The sequence below is a fragment of the Oscillibacter sp. 1-3 genome, from assembly GCF_000403435.2.
Taxonomy (GTDB): Bacteria; Bacillota; Clostridia; order Oscillospirales; family Oscillospiraceae; genus Oscillibacter.
On record NZ_KE159709.1, the window covers coordinates 120243 to 134639 of the forward strand.

General features: G+C 61.8%; 15 protein-coding genes. 9 read left to right on the plus strand and 6 right to left on the minus strand.

The annotated features are described in order from the left end of the window. The first annotated feature begins 711 nt into the window (after positions 1-711). On the plus strand, positions 712-1488 hold the full coding sequence (locus C816_RS13195; RefSeq protein WP_016322894.1) for an HAD-IIA family hydrolase: 777 nt from the start codon (positions 712-714) through the stop codon (positions 1486-1488). Positions 1489-1553: 65 nt separating this feature from the next. Here the strand turns inward: C816_RS13195 and C816_RS25470 are convergent, their stop codons facing one another. From C816_RS25470 to C816_RS13210, 3 genes are all read right to left on the minus strand, one after another. Further along, entirely contained in the window at positions 1554-3140 is a 1587-nt protein-coding gene (locus tag C816_RS25470) for a methyl-accepting chemotaxis protein (protein ID WP_016322895.1), read from the minus strand. A gap of 79 nt (positions 3141-3219) precedes the next feature. Then, the gene (locus C816_RS13205; RefSeq protein WP_016322896.1) at positions 3220-4455 is read right to left on the minus strand and encodes an extracellular solute-binding protein; all 1236 of its coding nucleotides are present in this window, start codon (positions 4453-4455) and stop codon (positions 3220-3222) included. A gap of 119 nt (positions 4456-4574) precedes the next feature. Continuing rightward, positions 4575-4985: a peptide deformylase gene (locus C816_RS13210; protein ID WP_040655765.1), complete on the minus strand. Its 411-nt coding sequence runs from the start codon at positions 4983-4985 to the stop codon at positions 4575-4577. A 350-nt stretch (positions 4986-5335) separates the two neighbouring features. Between C816_RS13210 and C816_RS13215 the strand changes: the two genes are divergently transcribed. Together C816_RS13215 and C816_RS13220 are read left to right on the plus strand one after the other, a co-directional pair. Next, positions 5336-5923, plus strand: coding sequence for a methyltransferase family protein (locus C816_RS13215; protein WP_016322898.1), 588 nt, complete (start codon positions 5336-5338; stop codon positions 5921-5923). Positions 5924-6128: 205 nt separating this feature from the next. Next, entirely contained in the window at positions 6129-7073 is a 945-nt protein-coding gene (locus tag C816_RS13220; RefSeq protein WP_016322899.1) for a carbohydrate kinase family protein, read from the plus strand. 251 nt (positions 7074-7324) lie between these two features. On the opposite strand, the gene C816_RS13225 is transcribed toward C816_RS13220, so the two are convergent. Continuing rightward, positions 7325-8716, minus strand: coding sequence for a DUF2812 domain-containing protein (locus tag C816_RS13225; protein WP_016322900.1), 1392 nt, complete (start codon positions 8714-8716; stop codon positions 7325-7327). Then, on the minus strand, positions 8713-9039 hold the full coding sequence (locus tag C816_RS13230) for a PadR family transcriptional regulator (RefSeq protein ID WP_016322901.1): 327 nt from the start codon (positions 9037-9039) through the stop codon (positions 8713-8715). Before C816_RS13230 ends, C816_RS13225 begins: the two co-directional genes overlap by 4 nt. Before the next feature lie 162 nt (positions 9040-9201). Between C816_RS13230 and C816_RS13235 the strand changes: the two genes are divergently transcribed. From C816_RS13235 to C816_RS24970, 4 genes are all read left to right on the plus strand, one after another. Next, the gene (locus tag C816_RS13235) at positions 9202-9456 is read left to right on the plus strand and encodes a TIGR03905 family TSCPD domain-containing protein (protein WP_016322902.1); all 255 of its coding nucleotides are present in this window, start codon (positions 9202-9204) and stop codon (positions 9454-9456) included. 24 nt (positions 9457-9480) lie between these two features. Beyond that, entirely contained in the window at positions 9481-10617 is a 1137-nt protein-coding gene (locus tag C816_RS13240; protein ID WP_016322903.1) for a glycosyltransferase, read from the plus strand. 139 nt (positions 10618-10756) lie between these two features. After that, positions 10757-11197, plus strand: a complete 441-nt coding sequence (locus tag C816_RS13245; protein ID WP_016322904.1) for a cell wall hydrolase — start codon at positions 10757-10759, stop codon at positions 11195-11197. 76 nt (positions 11198-11273) lie between these two features. Next, on the plus strand, positions 11274-11780 hold the full coding sequence (locus tag C816_RS24970) for a hypothetical protein (RefSeq protein ID WP_016322905.1): 507 nt from the start codon (positions 11274-11276) through the stop codon (positions 11778-11780). Positions 11781-11831: 51 nt separating this feature from the next. Here the strand turns inward: C816_RS24970 and C816_RS13255 are convergent, their stop codons facing one another. Beyond that, on the minus strand, positions 11832-13193 hold the full coding sequence (locus tag C816_RS13255; protein WP_016322906.1) for a D-alanyl-D-alanine carboxypeptidase family protein: 1362 nt from the start codon (positions 13191-13193) through the stop codon (positions 11832-11834). A gap of 109 nt (positions 13194-13302) precedes the next feature. Here C816_RS13255 and C816_RS25475 point away from each other — a divergent pair, with 109 nt between their 5' ends. After that, entirely contained in the window at positions 13303-13674 is a 372-nt protein-coding gene (locus C816_RS25475) for a ComEA family DNA-binding protein (RefSeq protein ID WP_016322907.1), read from the plus strand. Positions 13675-13708: 34 nt separating this feature from the next. After that, a complete protein-coding gene (locus C816_RS13265) occupies positions 13709-14386 on the plus strand; it encodes a response regulator transcription factor (protein ID WP_016322908.1) in 678 nt (225 codons plus the stop codon). Positions 14387-14397: the final 11 nt, after the last annotated feature.

Sequence of the window (14397 nt, forward strand, 5' to 3'; positions counted from 1 at the left end):
CTAGCGGTGTGGCTGGGCGGAATGGGGATGCTGCTTTGCCTGCGGCGCTGAGGGAACCGGATGTGAGAGCGATTTGCAGACGGATTTTTTGCTCCAAAGGATAAAGAGGGATTTTACCAGGAGAACAGTAAAGGCTTCTTAGTTAACAGACATTCAAACAAGGCAATGACAGCTGACACAGGGGAATTAGGGCCGGCGTAAAAACACCGGTCTGTACATTTATTCCGGCGGAGTCTGTCAGTACTTGTTTCGTATTTTTCAAAATGACGTTTGCGGCCGTGCCGCCGGGCATTCCTGAAACACACAAGTGTTTCTGAAAAAAACCAGCTTCATCCGGCGGAACTCCCCGCCGGACGGTGTTTTTCAAGAAATTGGATAGGCGCTTAGCATATAGGGGGCATCTGGAGGCGTTTCGTTGCAGCTCTGTCCCCAGAGCGATCTTGAGTGAATACAAAAAGTTTAATACTGCTCATTTGATTGCGTATTGTAAAATGATTTGACCAGTCAGGGGTTGACCACAGACCGGAGCAGCGGAAAAATCAATGTCCGAAACGGGAGCGGGGAAACCGCTCTGCCTTTTTTCGCATATTTTATGGCAAATTGGGGGAATCCTTTGACAAATTGAACGGAATGTGGGATACTCTAAGATAAGAAAGGCCGCGTCAAATCGGCGGATGCGCCCTGCGGCCTGGAACGGATAGGAGCTGCTCTATGGATATATTGAAAAACAAACAAGGATTCATCTGCGATATGGACGGCGTGATCTACCACGGAAACCAGCTGCTGCCGGGGGTGAGGAAATTCGTTGAGTGGCTGGCTGAGGAGAATAAGAACTTCCTCTTTCTGACCAACTCCAGCCAGTACACCCCCAAGGAGCTCCAGCAGAAGCTGGCCCGCATGGGACTGGATGTGGACGAGACCCACTTTTACACCAGCGCCTTGGCCACGGCCTATTTCCTGGACAGCCAGTCGCCGGGATGCAGCGCCTATGTGGTGGGGGAGCACGGCATCACCAACGCCCTCTATGACAAGGGCATCACCTACAACGATGTAAATCCCGACTATGTCGTTATCGGAGAGTCCTCCGCCTATAACCTGGAGCAGATCACCAGGGCCATCCGCCTGGTGAACGCCGGGGCGAAGCTCATCGGCACAAACTCCGACCTGACGGCTCCGGCGGAGGCGGGCATTGTGCCGGCCTGCCGGGCTCTGATCGCGCCCATCGAGCTGGCCACCGACAGGCAGGCCTACTTTGTGGGCAAGCCCAATCCCCTGATGATGCGGGCCGGCCTGCGGATGCTGGGCGTCCACTCCGAGAACGCGGTTATGATCGGCGACCGCATGGACACGGACATCATCGCCGGTATTGAGTCGGGCCTTGACACTGTGCTGGTGCTCTCCGGCGTGTCCACCCGGGAGACCTGCGAGGAGTATCCCTACCGCCCCGACTTCATTTTGAAGGGCGTGGGGGAGATCCCCGGGAAGTGAGAAAAGCCCCGGAAAGCCGCCTTGCGGCTTTCCGGGGCTTCTTTGCGGTAAAATTCGCGGCTGGTTTACAGGTTTGCAAAAACATCCACCTGCCGCTGCAGCTCGCCGACAATCTCCTGGTTCGTGTCCATGCCGGCAGTGATGCCCACCATGTCTCCGGCCAGAACGCGGGTGCTGTCGGTGACGCCGGTGACGCCGGAGACGGCGCCGTCCACCGCGCCGGAAATGCCGGAGATGGAGGCGGCGATCTCCGCCATGGCGGTGCGCAGGGTGTCCACCTGCCGGTTGAAGCCCTCCATAGAGCGCTCGATGTAGGCCGCGTCGTCCCGGTACTGCTGCCCGGACTGGACGGACCGCTCCAGCTGGGCCAGAAGTGCTGTGCCCAGGTAGTCCGCCAGCTCCTGGGCGCTGCCGGAGAGATAGCTCACCGCGCTGGTGACCACGCCGCTCACCGCCTGGATATGGCCGGCGGTCTCCGCGCAGGAGTCGGCCAGGCGGCGGATCTCCCGGGCCACCACGGCAAAGCCCCGTCCCGCCTCTCCGGCCCGGGAGGCCTCAATGGTGGCGTTGACGGCGATCAGGTCCGTGGAGGAGGAGATGGAGAGGATGTCCTCGGTAAACGAGGCGATCTGCTCCACGCTCCGGCTCTTCTCAATGGCCTCGTTGAGCACGGCCATGATCTCCTCTGTCCTGGCCCGCACCGCCTCCATCTCCGTCCGGGCGGAGCGCTCCATCTCCTCGGCCCGTCCCCGCATCTGTACGGAATAGGAGGTGATGGCGGAGCACTCCTCCGCCATGCTGACGGCCTCGTCCTGGGTGGCGGAGGCGCTGGAGCTGATGGAGGCGGTGTTTCCGGCAATCTCCTCCAGGGCGGCGGAGAGCCGCTCTGTCAGGCCGGAGAGGGCCCGGGCGCTGCCGCTGGAGGTGCGGGTCCGCTTCCGGACGTCGCCCACCACGCCGCTGATGCGCTGAGAGCTGTCCTGGAGCGTGCCCATGGCGTCCCGAATGGGGGCGATGACGTATTTCCGGATGATTCCCAGGGCCGCCCACACCAGTACAATGCCGGCGGCCAGTGTGGCGGCGCTGGTAATCAGGGAGATGATATAGACCCAGAGAAGGCGGTTCCGGGCTGCCTCCGCCTGGGCGGAGACGGAGGCGGAGAGGGCGTCCAGGCCTCCCTCGGCGGCGGCGCTCCGGCTGGAGACGTCCCCGTTGGCCATGGAGTAGGCCTCCTGTGTTTTGCTGTCGGCGCTGGCGCAGACCAGATAGACCAGGGCGTGCTTGAAGGCGTCGTAGTCCTCCAGCAAAGCGCGGTAGACCGCTTCGTCCTCCTGGTCCACAAAGGTCTCGTAGTCTGCAAGTTTTTCGTCCAGCTCCTCCTCCTCCGCCTTGATCTCCTGGACCAGGCGGATCATGGTGGCGTGGTCCGCCGCTACGATGTGGCTGAGGGCAAGACGGTGGATGTCCATCATGGAGCGGCGGATGTCCTCCAGCTTTGCCTCGCTGACCATGTACTCGTCCACAATGGTCCCGGCGTTGGCGTGGACGTTGTTGATGCTGAACACCGCCAGAAGATTGGACAGCAGCGTTACTATGCCCAGCAGGACGATGGGCAGGATCAGGCGCTGCTGAAGGGTGAGCTTTCCTTTCATTATGACTCCTCCAAAGAACTGATACCTGTATTTACAGCCGTTGAGGGCCGGTTTCGCAGGGCTGGGGGCGGAATAAGCGCTACCGTGCGGTCACGCCCTCCACCATGCGGTCCAGCTGGGCCTGCAAGGATGTGCCGGAGGGATTTCCCTGGGCGCAGCTGCCGGCAAATTCCGCCACCGGGTCCCAGAACTTGCCGCCCACCCGCTGGAGCTGGGAGAACTCCGACTGGGCCAGCAGCGCCGCGATGGCGGGGGACGCCTGCACCTCCGGGGAGGCGGCGGCGCTGGCGTTGGCGGGGCCCTGTCCCCGCAGCTGGAAGCGGAGGCGCTGGTTTTCCTCGCTGGTGATCCACTCCGCCAGCCGCGCGGCCCACTGGGGGTGCCTGGAGTAGGCGTTCACGCCGATGAGCTTGCAGCCGGAGAAGGAGGCCATCTGAATCTGCCGTCCGGCGCAGGTGTAGGTGGGCAGCTTGGCGGCTCCGGCGTTTTCGCCCCAGGCCTCTTGAACCGCCACCGCGTTCCACACGCCGCTGATCCCCGCGATAACGGAGCCGTCCCGCACGCCCTCCAGGAACTCCGTGTCCGTCCGGTTGGAGAAACCCGGGCTGGCGGCTGCGGCCAGCATGGCTTGGGCGACGTCGATGCCGGTGACGGGACCCTCCGTGCTGTTCCAGGTGCAGTAGTTGGTGAGGCCGTCGTCGTTCAGGCCGATCTCCAGGCCGGTGTTGCCGAAGAAGGAGTAGACGTACCAGGCGGAGGACCAGTCCATGGCCACCAGCCGCCCGGCATTGGCGGCGGCCGCCAGCATCCGGTCCAGGCTCTGTACGTCCTCCTCGGAGAGGTAGGCCTTGTTGTAGTAGAGAAAATAGCCGTTGTCCGCCGTCAGCGGGTAGGCGTAGAGGGTGTCTCCCACGCTGGCGGCGTCCGCCGCAGCGGAGAGACTGGCGGCGCGGATTTCCTCGGCGTTTTCGATGGGGTCCAGCCCGCCGGCGGCCGCCAGGGCGGACACCTGGTCGTCGGCAAAGGCGAATACGTCCGCGCCTTTCTCCAAATCGCCCAGCAGGGCGTCTTTGCAGCTGGATTCGCTCTGGGGCTGGTATGTAATGCGGAAGGCGGCCTCCCCGGCATAGCGGGCCTGGAAGGACGTGAAGATCTCCTGGAGAAGGGCTTCATCCTCCTCGGCGCCCCATACGGTCAGCTCGACGGTCTCGATTTCTCTGCCGCTGTCTGCCGGCGCCGGCGGCGCCTCCTTGCAGGCGGTCAGAGAGACAAGCATCCCCATAGACAATAGCAGGGACAAAAGGTTCTTTTTCATAGTGTTAGGCCCCCTGATGATTCCGGTGGCCGGGACGGCGATGCGGGCCGCTCCCGGGTGCCACGGCTGATTTTGGATCATTATAGCATTTTCCCTTTTTTTTGGCAACCTGTTTCGGGTCAGATCAAAATCCCCTCGCAGTGGTCGATCTCATGCTGGATGATCTCCGCCGTCCAGCCGGTGAATGTCTTGATCCTGTCCTGAAACAGCTCGTTTTGGTACCGCACCTTGATGGTCTGCCAGCGCCGGGTTTTCCGGGTTCCGGGAAGGGAAAGGCACCCCTCCTCCGCCTCGTAGGGACCGGATTCCCGAATAATCTCCGGGTTGAACATCACCATGTCCTCTCCCTCGTTTTCAAACACGATCACCCGCCGGTTTACGCCAATCATGTTGGCCGCCATGCCGACGCACTCCTCCCGGTGGGCGGCCAGCGTGTCCAGCAGGTCCCGGGCCGTCTCCAAGTCATCCAGCCCGGCGGGCTCTGCTCTCTGGCTTAGAAAGGATGTATCCCGCACGATTTGCCGTATCATCCGCATCACTCCGTTTTCTCTCTTGTGTGCCTCGCTGTGCCGGCGCGCCGGCAGGACAGCGGGCGGCTGTATCCTGAACATACAGTTTACTCCAACAGCGGAAATATTTCAATCCGCACCCGGGGGTTCTTTTGAAGAAAAGCCGGGCGCGGTTCGGGCGGCTCTGTGAAAAGCCTTGAGGCGGGAGGGGCGCGTGTGGTATAATCGGAGCAGTAAATCGGAATTTTCGGAGGACTTATGAAAAGTGTGTTGACTATAAGCGCAGATAGTGAAGTAAGTGTGTTCAGAGTTCCGGATGGAGCTGCAGATAACCTTTTTCGAACAGGGCCTGATCGCTGCGGGAGGACGGTATGACGGGATTTCAGATAGCAGGCGCGGGAATTTATCTGTTGTTTTACGGATGCTATCTCACGAAGATGGCCGCGCAGAGAAAAAGAGGAATTGAGACGGACCAGATGGGCAAGGGAAAAACCGGGTCCGCAAAGGTTATAGAATCAGCGATGAAGGCCGCCGCGTATGGGGCCGCTGCGGCGGAGATCGTCAGCATCATTTTGGATACAGGCCGCTTTGCGCCGCCTGTCAGAATTGCGGGAGCGCTTGCGGGCGGAGCCGGCGCCGCTGTGTTTATCGCCTCAGTTTTGACTATGAAGGACAGCTGGAGAGCGGGTGTTTCCAGAGCGGAAAAGACGGCGCTTGTCACAGAGGGTATTTACCGGATCAGCCGGAATCCGGCTTTTCTGGGATTTGACCTTGTGTACATAGGGCTTGGGGTGATGTTTTTTAACTGGGCACTGTTCGCGGTGTCTTTCTTTGCCGCCGCGACGCTTCACCTGCAGATCGTCCATGTGGAGGAGCCGTTTCTGGCGGAGGCTTTTGGAGAGGAATATTTGGAATATCGCAGCAGGACCTGCCGGTATTTAGGCAGGAGACGGCGGTAGACCGTTGGGCGGAAACATTTGCCGCGGGGCGCGAAAAAATACCCGCCCCGGCCAGCGCCAGCCCTTGCGCCGGGGCGGGGCTTGTGCTATACTCCCCAAATATAGAAGCGCGCGCCTTTTGCGGGGCCCGCTGCTCCGGCCCGGATACGGCGTCCTGCTTTGACGGGGCCGGGAATTTGCCTATGACATCTCTGAGGAGGCCGCTATGAAGGATATTACGACCATCGGCGAAATTTTGATTGATCTGACCCAGACCGGCGTCAGCGGGGCGGGCATTCCCCAATTTGATGCGAACCCCGGCGGAGCTCCCGCCAATGTGGCAGTGGCGGCCTCCCGGCTGGGGGCCAGCACCGCGTTCTGGGGCAAGGCGGGAGAGGACGGCTTCGGCGTGTTTCTGCGCCGGGTTCTGGAGGACAGCGGCGTGGATTGCTCCGGGCTCCTCACGGGCCGGCAGGCCACCACCATGGCCATCGTCTCCGTGGACGGCGCGGGGGAGCGGAGCTTCCGCTTTGTCCGGGGCGCCGACCAGGAGCTGACGCCCCAGGAGGTGGACGAGGCCGCCGTGCTGGACAGCAGGGTCCTCCACTTCGGTTCCGTGAGCCTGACGCCGGGGCTGGCCCGCAGCGCCACCATTTTTGCCGCCAGGACCGCCCACAAAAACGGCCGGATGGTGAGCTATGATCCCAACTACCGTCCCGCCCTCTGGGCCAGCGAGGATGACGCTGTGGAGTGGATGCGCATCCCCCTGCCCATGGTGGACATTATCAAGCTGGCGGAGGAGGAGCTTCCTCTTCTCACCGGCGTGTCCGACCTGGAGGCGGGCAGCGCCCTGCTGGAGGAGCAGGGCGTAAGGCTGGTGCTGGTGACCCTGGGAGGCGACGGAGTGTTCTGCCGCTGGCAGGGGCAGACCTGGTGCCAGCCCGGCGTCTCCGTGAAGGTGGCGGATACCAACGGGGCGGGGGATACCTTCCTGGGGGCCGTCCTCAGCCGCCTGTGCCGCAGGGAGGCAGAAAATCCCCTGGAGGGCCTGACCCGGGTGGAGCTGGAGGACATTCTGACCTTCGCCAACCGTGCGGCGGCCATTACCTGCTCCCGCAGCGGAGCCATTCCCGCCATGCCCACGCTGGCAGAGGTGGAGGCCATGGCTTAGGAGCCGGAGCGGTAACAATTGAAAACTGATAAAGTTTAGGGCCGCCCTTTTCAAGGGGCGGTGGGGGTGCGGGGGCAAAGCCCCTGCGGGTGTTGGGCGGAGGCCAGCACCGGCTTGTCGGGCAATTTTCCATCATGAACAGCCGTCCGCTATTCCAGTCATTTTGACAAAGGGATAACTGACATTTCAACATGAAAGGTAACAGGTATTAAATTTATGTAAAAGCGGAGCGCACAGCGCTCCGCTTTTTGTTACGCATTTTTCAGAATCTCCCCCGCCAGGGCCATCTGCTCCGGCGTCAGGTCCCAGCTGAAGGACAGCTCCGCCAGCCGGTCCGGGAAGATCAGGAGCCAGGTGTCTCTGGGTTCGCCGTCGATGGACTGCCGGTAGGCCGCCTCCGCGCCCCAGGGGGCGGCGGGGACCTCCTCCCAGGTGTAGAGCCAAGAGAAGTGGGCGCCCCTAACAGAGAGAGAGCTCTCCTCAGGGGACAGCGTGTCCTCCAGAACCAGGTCATACAGCCAGGGCTGGGGCTGGGTGATCTTATATTCCAGCCAGAACCGGCCGTATTTCTCCCGGACGGTGTCCCGGCAGCTGCGCCGGGACACAAAGATGGAGCTCTGGTCATACTCGGACCGCCGGATGTGGCTGTACTCCTCTGCGGTGAGGTCGGAGACTGTCAGAGGCAGGTCCATGGGGGAGACGTCCCACTCCTCCTGTAAATATACATACGTCTCGCTCTTTGCCCCGCTGTACCAGCCGCCTTGGATGGCGATGAAGTTCAGCCCGCCCATCAGCACTATGGCCAGAACCACGTCCGCCAGCAGGGTGAGGAAGAGGTTCAGCCCCCAGGAGGCTTTCATCCGCCGGAGGAGGGCCGTGGTTTTCCGCACCAGGAAGCCCAGCAGGCAGATGAGAAGCATATAGACCGCAAAATAGATTACCGGACCCTTCTGGCTGGCCGCCAGCTGCGACAGAAGGTACAGGCCCGTCCAGGGGATCAGGAAGCCGTAGGTTGCCCGGTTGATCCACTGGAGCTTTCCGGGTTTGGCGCAGGGTCCGCCCTGGGCCACGGACCGGGAGGACCGCCGGTACCAGCGCCAGTAGAGCCCCAGGGTGATGGACAGGATTACAGACTGCAGGAAGAGCAGCGGGCCGATAAACAGATAGGCGCTGTTCTCCAGAATGCGGAGAGGATCGGTGACCAGCGTGCAGACGAACCAGGCGGACATTGCCAGAAAGAGGATCAGAAAGACGGTGTTGGCAGGCAGGTAGTTCCGCTTCATGGACCGGTGGACGGCTTCCAGCCGGACGGATTCCTCCGTCTCCAGGGGGACCGGGTCCTCCGCCTCGGAGCAGTAGATCTGCATCTGGAACCAATCGCACACCTTCTCCCAACCGGCGGCGGCGCACAGCTCCTCCAGCGTCTGCTGCCGCTCCGTGGGGCCAGGGTTGAACTGGGAGGCGTCCTGAATGTAGGTGACGGCGTAGCGGACCTTCGCCGGCTCCGCCCGGCGGTACTTCCAAAGCCGGGCGCCGATGCTCTCCAGCCGCCAGCCTTTGGCGGCCATGGCGGAGAGGTGCTCCTCCACGTGTTCGTAGTCGTACAGGAGCAGGTTTTCTGTGCGGTACTTCGTGCTTTTCATTCCAAACGCCTCCTTTCGCCTGTGCAGGCCTCATAGTCCGCCGTCAGGATCTGCAGGCGGCGGTATTCCTCCTCCAGGGCCTTTTGCCCGGCTTCCGTGATGAGATAGCTGCGCTTCCGGCCCTCCACTCTCGTCTCCCGGATCATCCCAGCCTGGAGAAAGCTGTCCAGCAGGCTGTACAGCGTCCCCGGTCCCACGGTGACCCGGTCCCGCGTCAATTGGCGTACCTGCTCCATCACATCCGTGCCGCAGCACTCTGTCCGCAGACACAGCAGAATGTAGAACATCTGCTCCGTCAGGGTCTGAAATTTTGCCCGGGCCATGGTCTCACCTCTATTTATCGAATATCGATATTTTCTGTGCTCAGTATATCATCGAATATCGATATTGTCAAGGAGAAATGTTGTACAGGGCATTTTTCTTGCCTTTTGGGAAACCTTGTAGTATACTATTTGGGAAAATATTTGAAAAAAGAGGGATTCGGCATGACGTATTCATTTACTCCCCGGGGAATCTGCGCCCGGGAGATCATCGTGGACGTGGATGACCAGGGGGTGATCCAAGATCTCCAGATTGTGGGCGGCTGCGACGGCAACCACAAAGGGCTGGCCTCTCTTTTGAGGGGCATGAAGGCCCGGGACGCCATGGAGCGGCTGAAGGGCATCTCCTGCGGTCCCCGCCCAACCTCCTGCCCGGACCAGCTGGCCCAGGGCCTGGAGAAGATCCTGGCCCAAAACTGAGGGCCGAAAGCGCAGGAGGCGGCCATGAAGATCGTATTGGTCATCGACCAGTTTGACGACGCCAACAACGGCACCACCATCAGCGCCCGCCGCTTTGCCTCCGCCTTGAAGGCCCACGGCAACGAGGTGCGGGTCATCGCCACCGGGAAGCCGGCGGATTACAAGTACGCGGTGCGCCAGATGCGTTTTTTCCCCATTGTGGAGCACCTGATTACCAGCCAGGGGATGCGTCTGGCCATCCCCAATCGGCACGTTTTCGAGAAGGCGGCGGCCTGGGCGGACGTGGTCCACTTCATGATGCCCTCGCCCCTGGCCATCATGGGCCTGCGGCACGTGGAGAAGATCGGCATCCCCCACACGGCGGCCTTTCACTGCCAGCCGGAGAACATCACCTTTACCCTGCATATGGGCAACAGCCGCCGGGTGAACGACTTTGTGTACGGCAAATTCCGGGACACGTTTTTCAACCGCTTTACCCACATCCATTGTCCCAGCAGCATGATCGCAAACCAGCTCCGAAGCCACGGCTACACCGCGCAGCTTCATGTGATCTCCAACGGCATCAGCCCGGAGTACGTCTACGGCAAGCGGCCCAAGGAGGACTGGATGGAGGGCTTTTTCAACGTCCTCATGGTGGGCCGGTACGCCGGTGAGAAGCGGCAGGATGTGCTGATCGAGGCTGCGGCCAGATGCCGCCACGCCGGGGAGATACAGGTAATCCTGCCAGGCAAGGGACCGCTGGAGAAGAAGTACCGGCATCTTGCGGAAAAGCTCCCAAACCCCATTGTCATGGGCTTTTACGAGCCCGCCCGGCTGATCGAGATCCTCCACATGGCGGACCTGTACGTCCACACCTCCGACGCGGAGATCGAGGCCATGAGCTGCATGGAGGCCTTCGCCTGCGGGCTGGTGCCCGTGATCGCGGACTCCCCCCGTTCCGCCACGCCCCAGTTTGCCCTGGACGAGCGGAGCCTCTTCCCGGCCGGGGACAGCGATACGCTGGCGGAGCGCATCGACTGGTGGATTGAGCACCCGGCGGAGCGGCAGGAGATGGAGCGCCGCTACGCCGAGCACGCGAAACAGTACGCCCTGGACCGATCCATTCAGCAGACGGAGGAGATGTTCCGGCAGGCTATCCGGGAGCAGGGGAAGAAAAATTGATATTGAGAAGCCGAGGCCGCGGGAGACACCCGCGGCCTTGGTTTTGCGTATACTGGCATGAGCCGGGAGGAAAAATGAGGGCCCGGCCCGGCCGTGCGGGACCGCGGGGCCGGGCCGGGCGGACAGAGGTGAGATACTTATGGCTTATTCGGACCGGGAGCTGCTGGCCCGTCTGATCCAGTGCGAGGCCGGCGGCGAGGGCGACATCGGGATGAAGGCGGTGGCCGGTGTGGTGATGAACCGGGTCCACGCCACCGGAGGGGAGTACGCCCGGGTGGGGCAGGGCAGCATCCGGAATATCATCTTCCAGCCCTACCAATTCGTCTGCGCCAGCGAGACGGAGGGCGGCGCCTACAATCCCCAGAACATCTACAACATGCGGCCCGAGGAGATCCACTACGAGATCGCCGACTGGGCCATTGCGGGAAACCGAGTGCCGGAGGTGGCGGAGTCGCTGTGGTTTTACAACCCCTTCGGGCCCCAGTGCCGCTCGCGCTTCCCGTCGGATGTGGGATACTGGCAGACCCGGATCGGCGACCACTGCTTCTACAATCCTACGAACGCCTACTACCAGACTTGACGCCGCCGGCCGGCGGCAGGAAGGGCCGGAGGCTCTTCCGGTAATTTCGGCGCCGGAGGGCGCATGGAGGTATTTTATGGCAATGATGCAGAATCAATATTCCCCGCTGTCCGCAGCGCCTGGGATGGGCGCTCAAAGAGCGGACAGCATGGACTGGTCCCAGGAGATCAGCCCGGCCCGGCCGGCAGTTTCCACGGCGGCCCCGGCCCAGAGGCCCGCGGGGGGAACGGTTTCCACAGTCGCAAATCCGCATCTGGATATGAAGAACGATCTCTCCACGGAGGTCATCGACGCCCCCACCACAGTGGGAGAGGCCGCGGCGGGCTCCTGGAAGGCTATGCTGAGCCGAAACATTGGAAACTTTGTTGTGGCGACCTTTTTGATCGGCACCCAGGGCACTGTGGCCTGGGAGGGTGTGCTGTATGATGTGGGCAACAACTACCTGACGATCTATCAGGCGGGCCGCGACCGGTACATTGTCTGTGACATCTACTCTCTGAAATACATTGAGTTCTACGATACCAGCCGGCGGCAGATGTGCGACGAGCTGCTGCGGCAGCAGGGCTGGCAGCCCAACAGCTGAGCGGCGGAAAAACTCCCGGGAGATCTGGTCTCCCGGGAGTTTTGGCTTCCCTCAGCGCCTGCGGCCCCGGTATCCGGTCCGGCGGCTCCGGCCCACGCTGCGTCCGTAGCGGTAGCGGCGGCGGCTGAAAATCAGCTTCCAGGCCGCCAGTAGAATTGCCAGCGCCGCCAGAACGGCGATGACCGCCTTCACCGCGGGCTTTCCGAAGAAGAGCTTCAGATCCCGCAGGAAGATCTGAGAGCGGGAGGCCTCCACATCGTTCAGCGCCAGGAGGTCCACGGAGGCGTACTCCACGCCGTCCAGGCTCAGGGTCATGGTTCCCAGCACGTCCCCGGCGGCAATGGGGGCCTCCGCCGGGTCGGCTTTCAGGGTGACGTCGCGCTCCATGCTCTCCGGGGACACGTCGCCCGGCAGGAGTACCTCCACGTCGCTCCGGGGGTGGACCACTACGTGGTCGGCCTCGGACAGGGACACCGCCACATCCAGCACCATGTCGTCCTCCCGCAGAAGGGTCTGGTAGGTGAAGTTGTCAAAGGCCCAGTTGAAGAGCTGGTTGGTATCGTAAAAGCTGTATGTCCGGATCTCGTTGTTCTCCAGCTCCGTCCGGTCGCCCCCCATCACCACACTGATAAAGCTCCGGGTGCCCCGGGTGGCGGTGGACACCAGACAGTGCCCCGCCTGGGAGGTAGAGCCGGTCTTGATGCCGTGGGCGTCTCCGTTGAGGTAGCCCCGGGTGTACCAGCTGCCGATCAGGTAATTGGTGGTGCGCAGGGTGCGGGCGGCGCTGATATTGGTGGCGGGAATGACAACAGTGGGCGTGTCGCAGATGGCCATCAGCTGCTCATGCTTCATGGCCTCTTTGGCAATGAGGTACATATCCCAGGCGGAGGTGTAGTGCTGGGAGTCGTGGATGCCGTGGGGGTTGACGAAGTGGGTGTTTTTGCAGCCCAGGGCCTCGGCCTTGGCGTTCATCTCTCCCACGAAGGCGGCTACGGAGCCGGAGATCGTCTCCGCCAGAATCTGGCTGGCCTCGTTGGCGGAGACCACCATCATGCAGTACAGCAGGTGTTCCACCGTCATGACCTCGCCGGCCTGGATGCCCGCGGTGCTTCCGTCGCTGGGCAGTCCCTCCAGGGCGGTGGCGGTGGCGGTGACGGCCTGGTTCATGTCCAGTTTCCCCTTGTCAATGGCCTCCAGGGTCAAAAGGCAGGTCATGATTTTGGTCAGGCTGGCGGGATAGAGCTCCTGGTGCTCGTTTTTGGCATAGACGACGGCGCCGGTGTGGGCGTCCACCAGCAGAGCCGCCTTGCATTGGATGTCCGGCTCCTCCAGGGCGGAGGCCCGGGGGGAGGCCCACAGGCTCACGGTCAGGACAGCCAGCAAAAAAACCGATAAAAAACGACGGATTTTCATATCATTCTCCCGGAATCTGTGATATAATTTTTTCTGGGTATTGGGAACCGGCGAAAGCCGGCAGAATTCGACGAACCTAGTATAACAAAAAAAACGCGGGAGTTCAACAGTGGACGAAAGAGGAAATACAGTAAAATGCGAAAAAATTTTGCTGGGATTTACGGCGTTGTTCCTGGCGTTTCTGCTGGCGCTGTTTTTCCGGGACCGGGCGGCTCTGGAGGCGGCCCCGGTCACCGTGGAGACGGAGGCCGCCGTTCCCCAGGAGGTGTTCATGCCGGACGTGTCGCCCCTGGACATCAACGCCGCCTCGGCGGAGGAGCTGGCGGCCCTGCCGGGCATCGGCGAGGTGCTGGCAGGGCGGATTGTGGCGTACCGGGAGGAGCACGGCCCCTTTGCGGCGGTGGAGGACCTGATGAAGGTCTCCGGCATCGGGGAGAAGAAGCTGGCGGAGCTGGAAGGGCGCATTACGACAGGTAATTAGGACGGGATAGAATACTGCTTGTATAGAGGTTTTTATGAAGATTTTGGTTGTGGACGACGAGAAGCTGCTGGTCAAGGGCATGAAGTTCAATCTGGAGAACGAGGGATACGAGGTGGAGTGCGCCTATGACGGCGCCGCTGCCGTGGAGATGGCCCGGGAGGGGAAGTTCAACCTGATTGTGCTGGATGTGATGATGCCGGAGGTGGATGGGCTGGAGGCCTGCATGCGCATCCGGGAGTTCTCCAACGTGCCCGTCATCATGCTCACCGCCAAGAGTGAGGACGCGGACAAGCTGATGGGCTTTGAGTGCGGGGCGGACGATTATCTGACCAAGCCCTTCAATGTGCTGGAGCTGAAGGCGCGGGTGCGGGCCCTTTTGCGGCGGGCTGCCGGCGTTCAGCGCAGCCGGGGGTCCCTGCTGACGGCGGGTGAGCTGACGCTGAACACTGAGGAGCGGACGGCTATGCGGGCCGGGGAGAGCGTGGAGCTGACCGCCAAGGAGTACGACCTCATTACGCTTTTGATGCGCAATCCCCGGCGGGTGTACAGCCGGGAGAATCTGATGAACGTGGTGTGGGGGTACTCCTACGCCGGGGACTACCGCACGGTGGACGTCCATATCCGCCGCCTGCGGGAGAAGCTGGAGAGGAATCCGGCAGAGCCGGAGCACATCTGCACCAAGTGGGGAGTGGGGTACTATTTCAAGGAATAAGCCTTCAATCT

Bases quoted from the DNA above. Each gene is read 5' to 3' on its own strand.
- C816_RS13235 (WP_016322902.1), top strand. From the start codon at position 9,202: ATGACGTATTCATTTACTCCCCGGGGAATCTGCGCCCGGGAGATCATC.
- C816_RS13205 (WP_016322896.1), bottom strand. From the start codon at position 4,455: ATGAAAAAGAACCTTTTGTCCCTGCTATTGTCTATGGGGATGCTTGTC.
- C816_RS13245 (WP_016322904.1), top strand. From the start codon at position 10,757: ATGGCTTATTCGGACCGGGAGCTGCTGGCCCGTCTGATCCAGTGCGAG.
- C816_RS13210 (WP_040655765.1), bottom strand. From the start codon at position 4,985: ATGATACGGCAAATCGTGCGGGATACATCCTTTCTAAGCCAGAGAGCA.
- C816_RS13215 (WP_016322898.1), top strand. From the start codon at position 5,336: ATGACGGGATTTCAGATAGCAGGCGCGGGAATTTATCTGTTGTTTTAC.
- C816_RS13195 (WP_016322894.1), top strand. From the start codon at position 712: ATGGATATATTGAAAAACAAACAAGGATTCATCTGCGATATGGACGGC.
- C816_RS13265 (WP_016322908.1), top strand. From the start codon at position 13,709: ATGAAGATTTTGGTTGTGGACGACGAGAAGCTGCTGGTCAAGGGCATG.
- C816_RS24970 (WP_016322905.1), top strand. From the start codon at position 11,274: ATGGCAATGATGCAGAATCAATATTCCCCGCTGTCCGCAGCGCCTGGG.
- C816_RS13240 (WP_016322903.1), top strand. From the start codon at position 9,481: ATGAAGATCGTATTGGTCATCGACCAGTTTGACGACGCCAACAACGGC.
- C816_RS13230 (WP_016322901.1), bottom strand. From the start codon at position 9,039: ATGGCCCGGGCAAAATTTCAGACCCTGACGGAGCAGATGTTCTACATT.
- C816_RS13255 (WP_016322906.1), bottom strand. From the start codon at position 13,193: ATGAAAATCCGTCGTTTTTTATCGGTTTTTTTGCTGGCTGTCCTGACC.
- C816_RS13220 (WP_016322899.1), top strand. From the start codon at position 6,129: ATGAAGGATATTACGACCATCGGCGAAATTTTGATTGATCTGACCCAG.
- C816_RS25470 (WP_016322895.1), bottom strand. From the start codon at position 3,140: ATGAAAGGAAAGCTCACCCTTCAGCAGCGCCTGATCCTGCCCATCGTC.
- C816_RS13225 (WP_016322900.1), bottom strand. From the start codon at position 8,716: ATGAAAAGCACGAAGTACCGCACAGAAAACCTGCTCCTGTACGACTAC.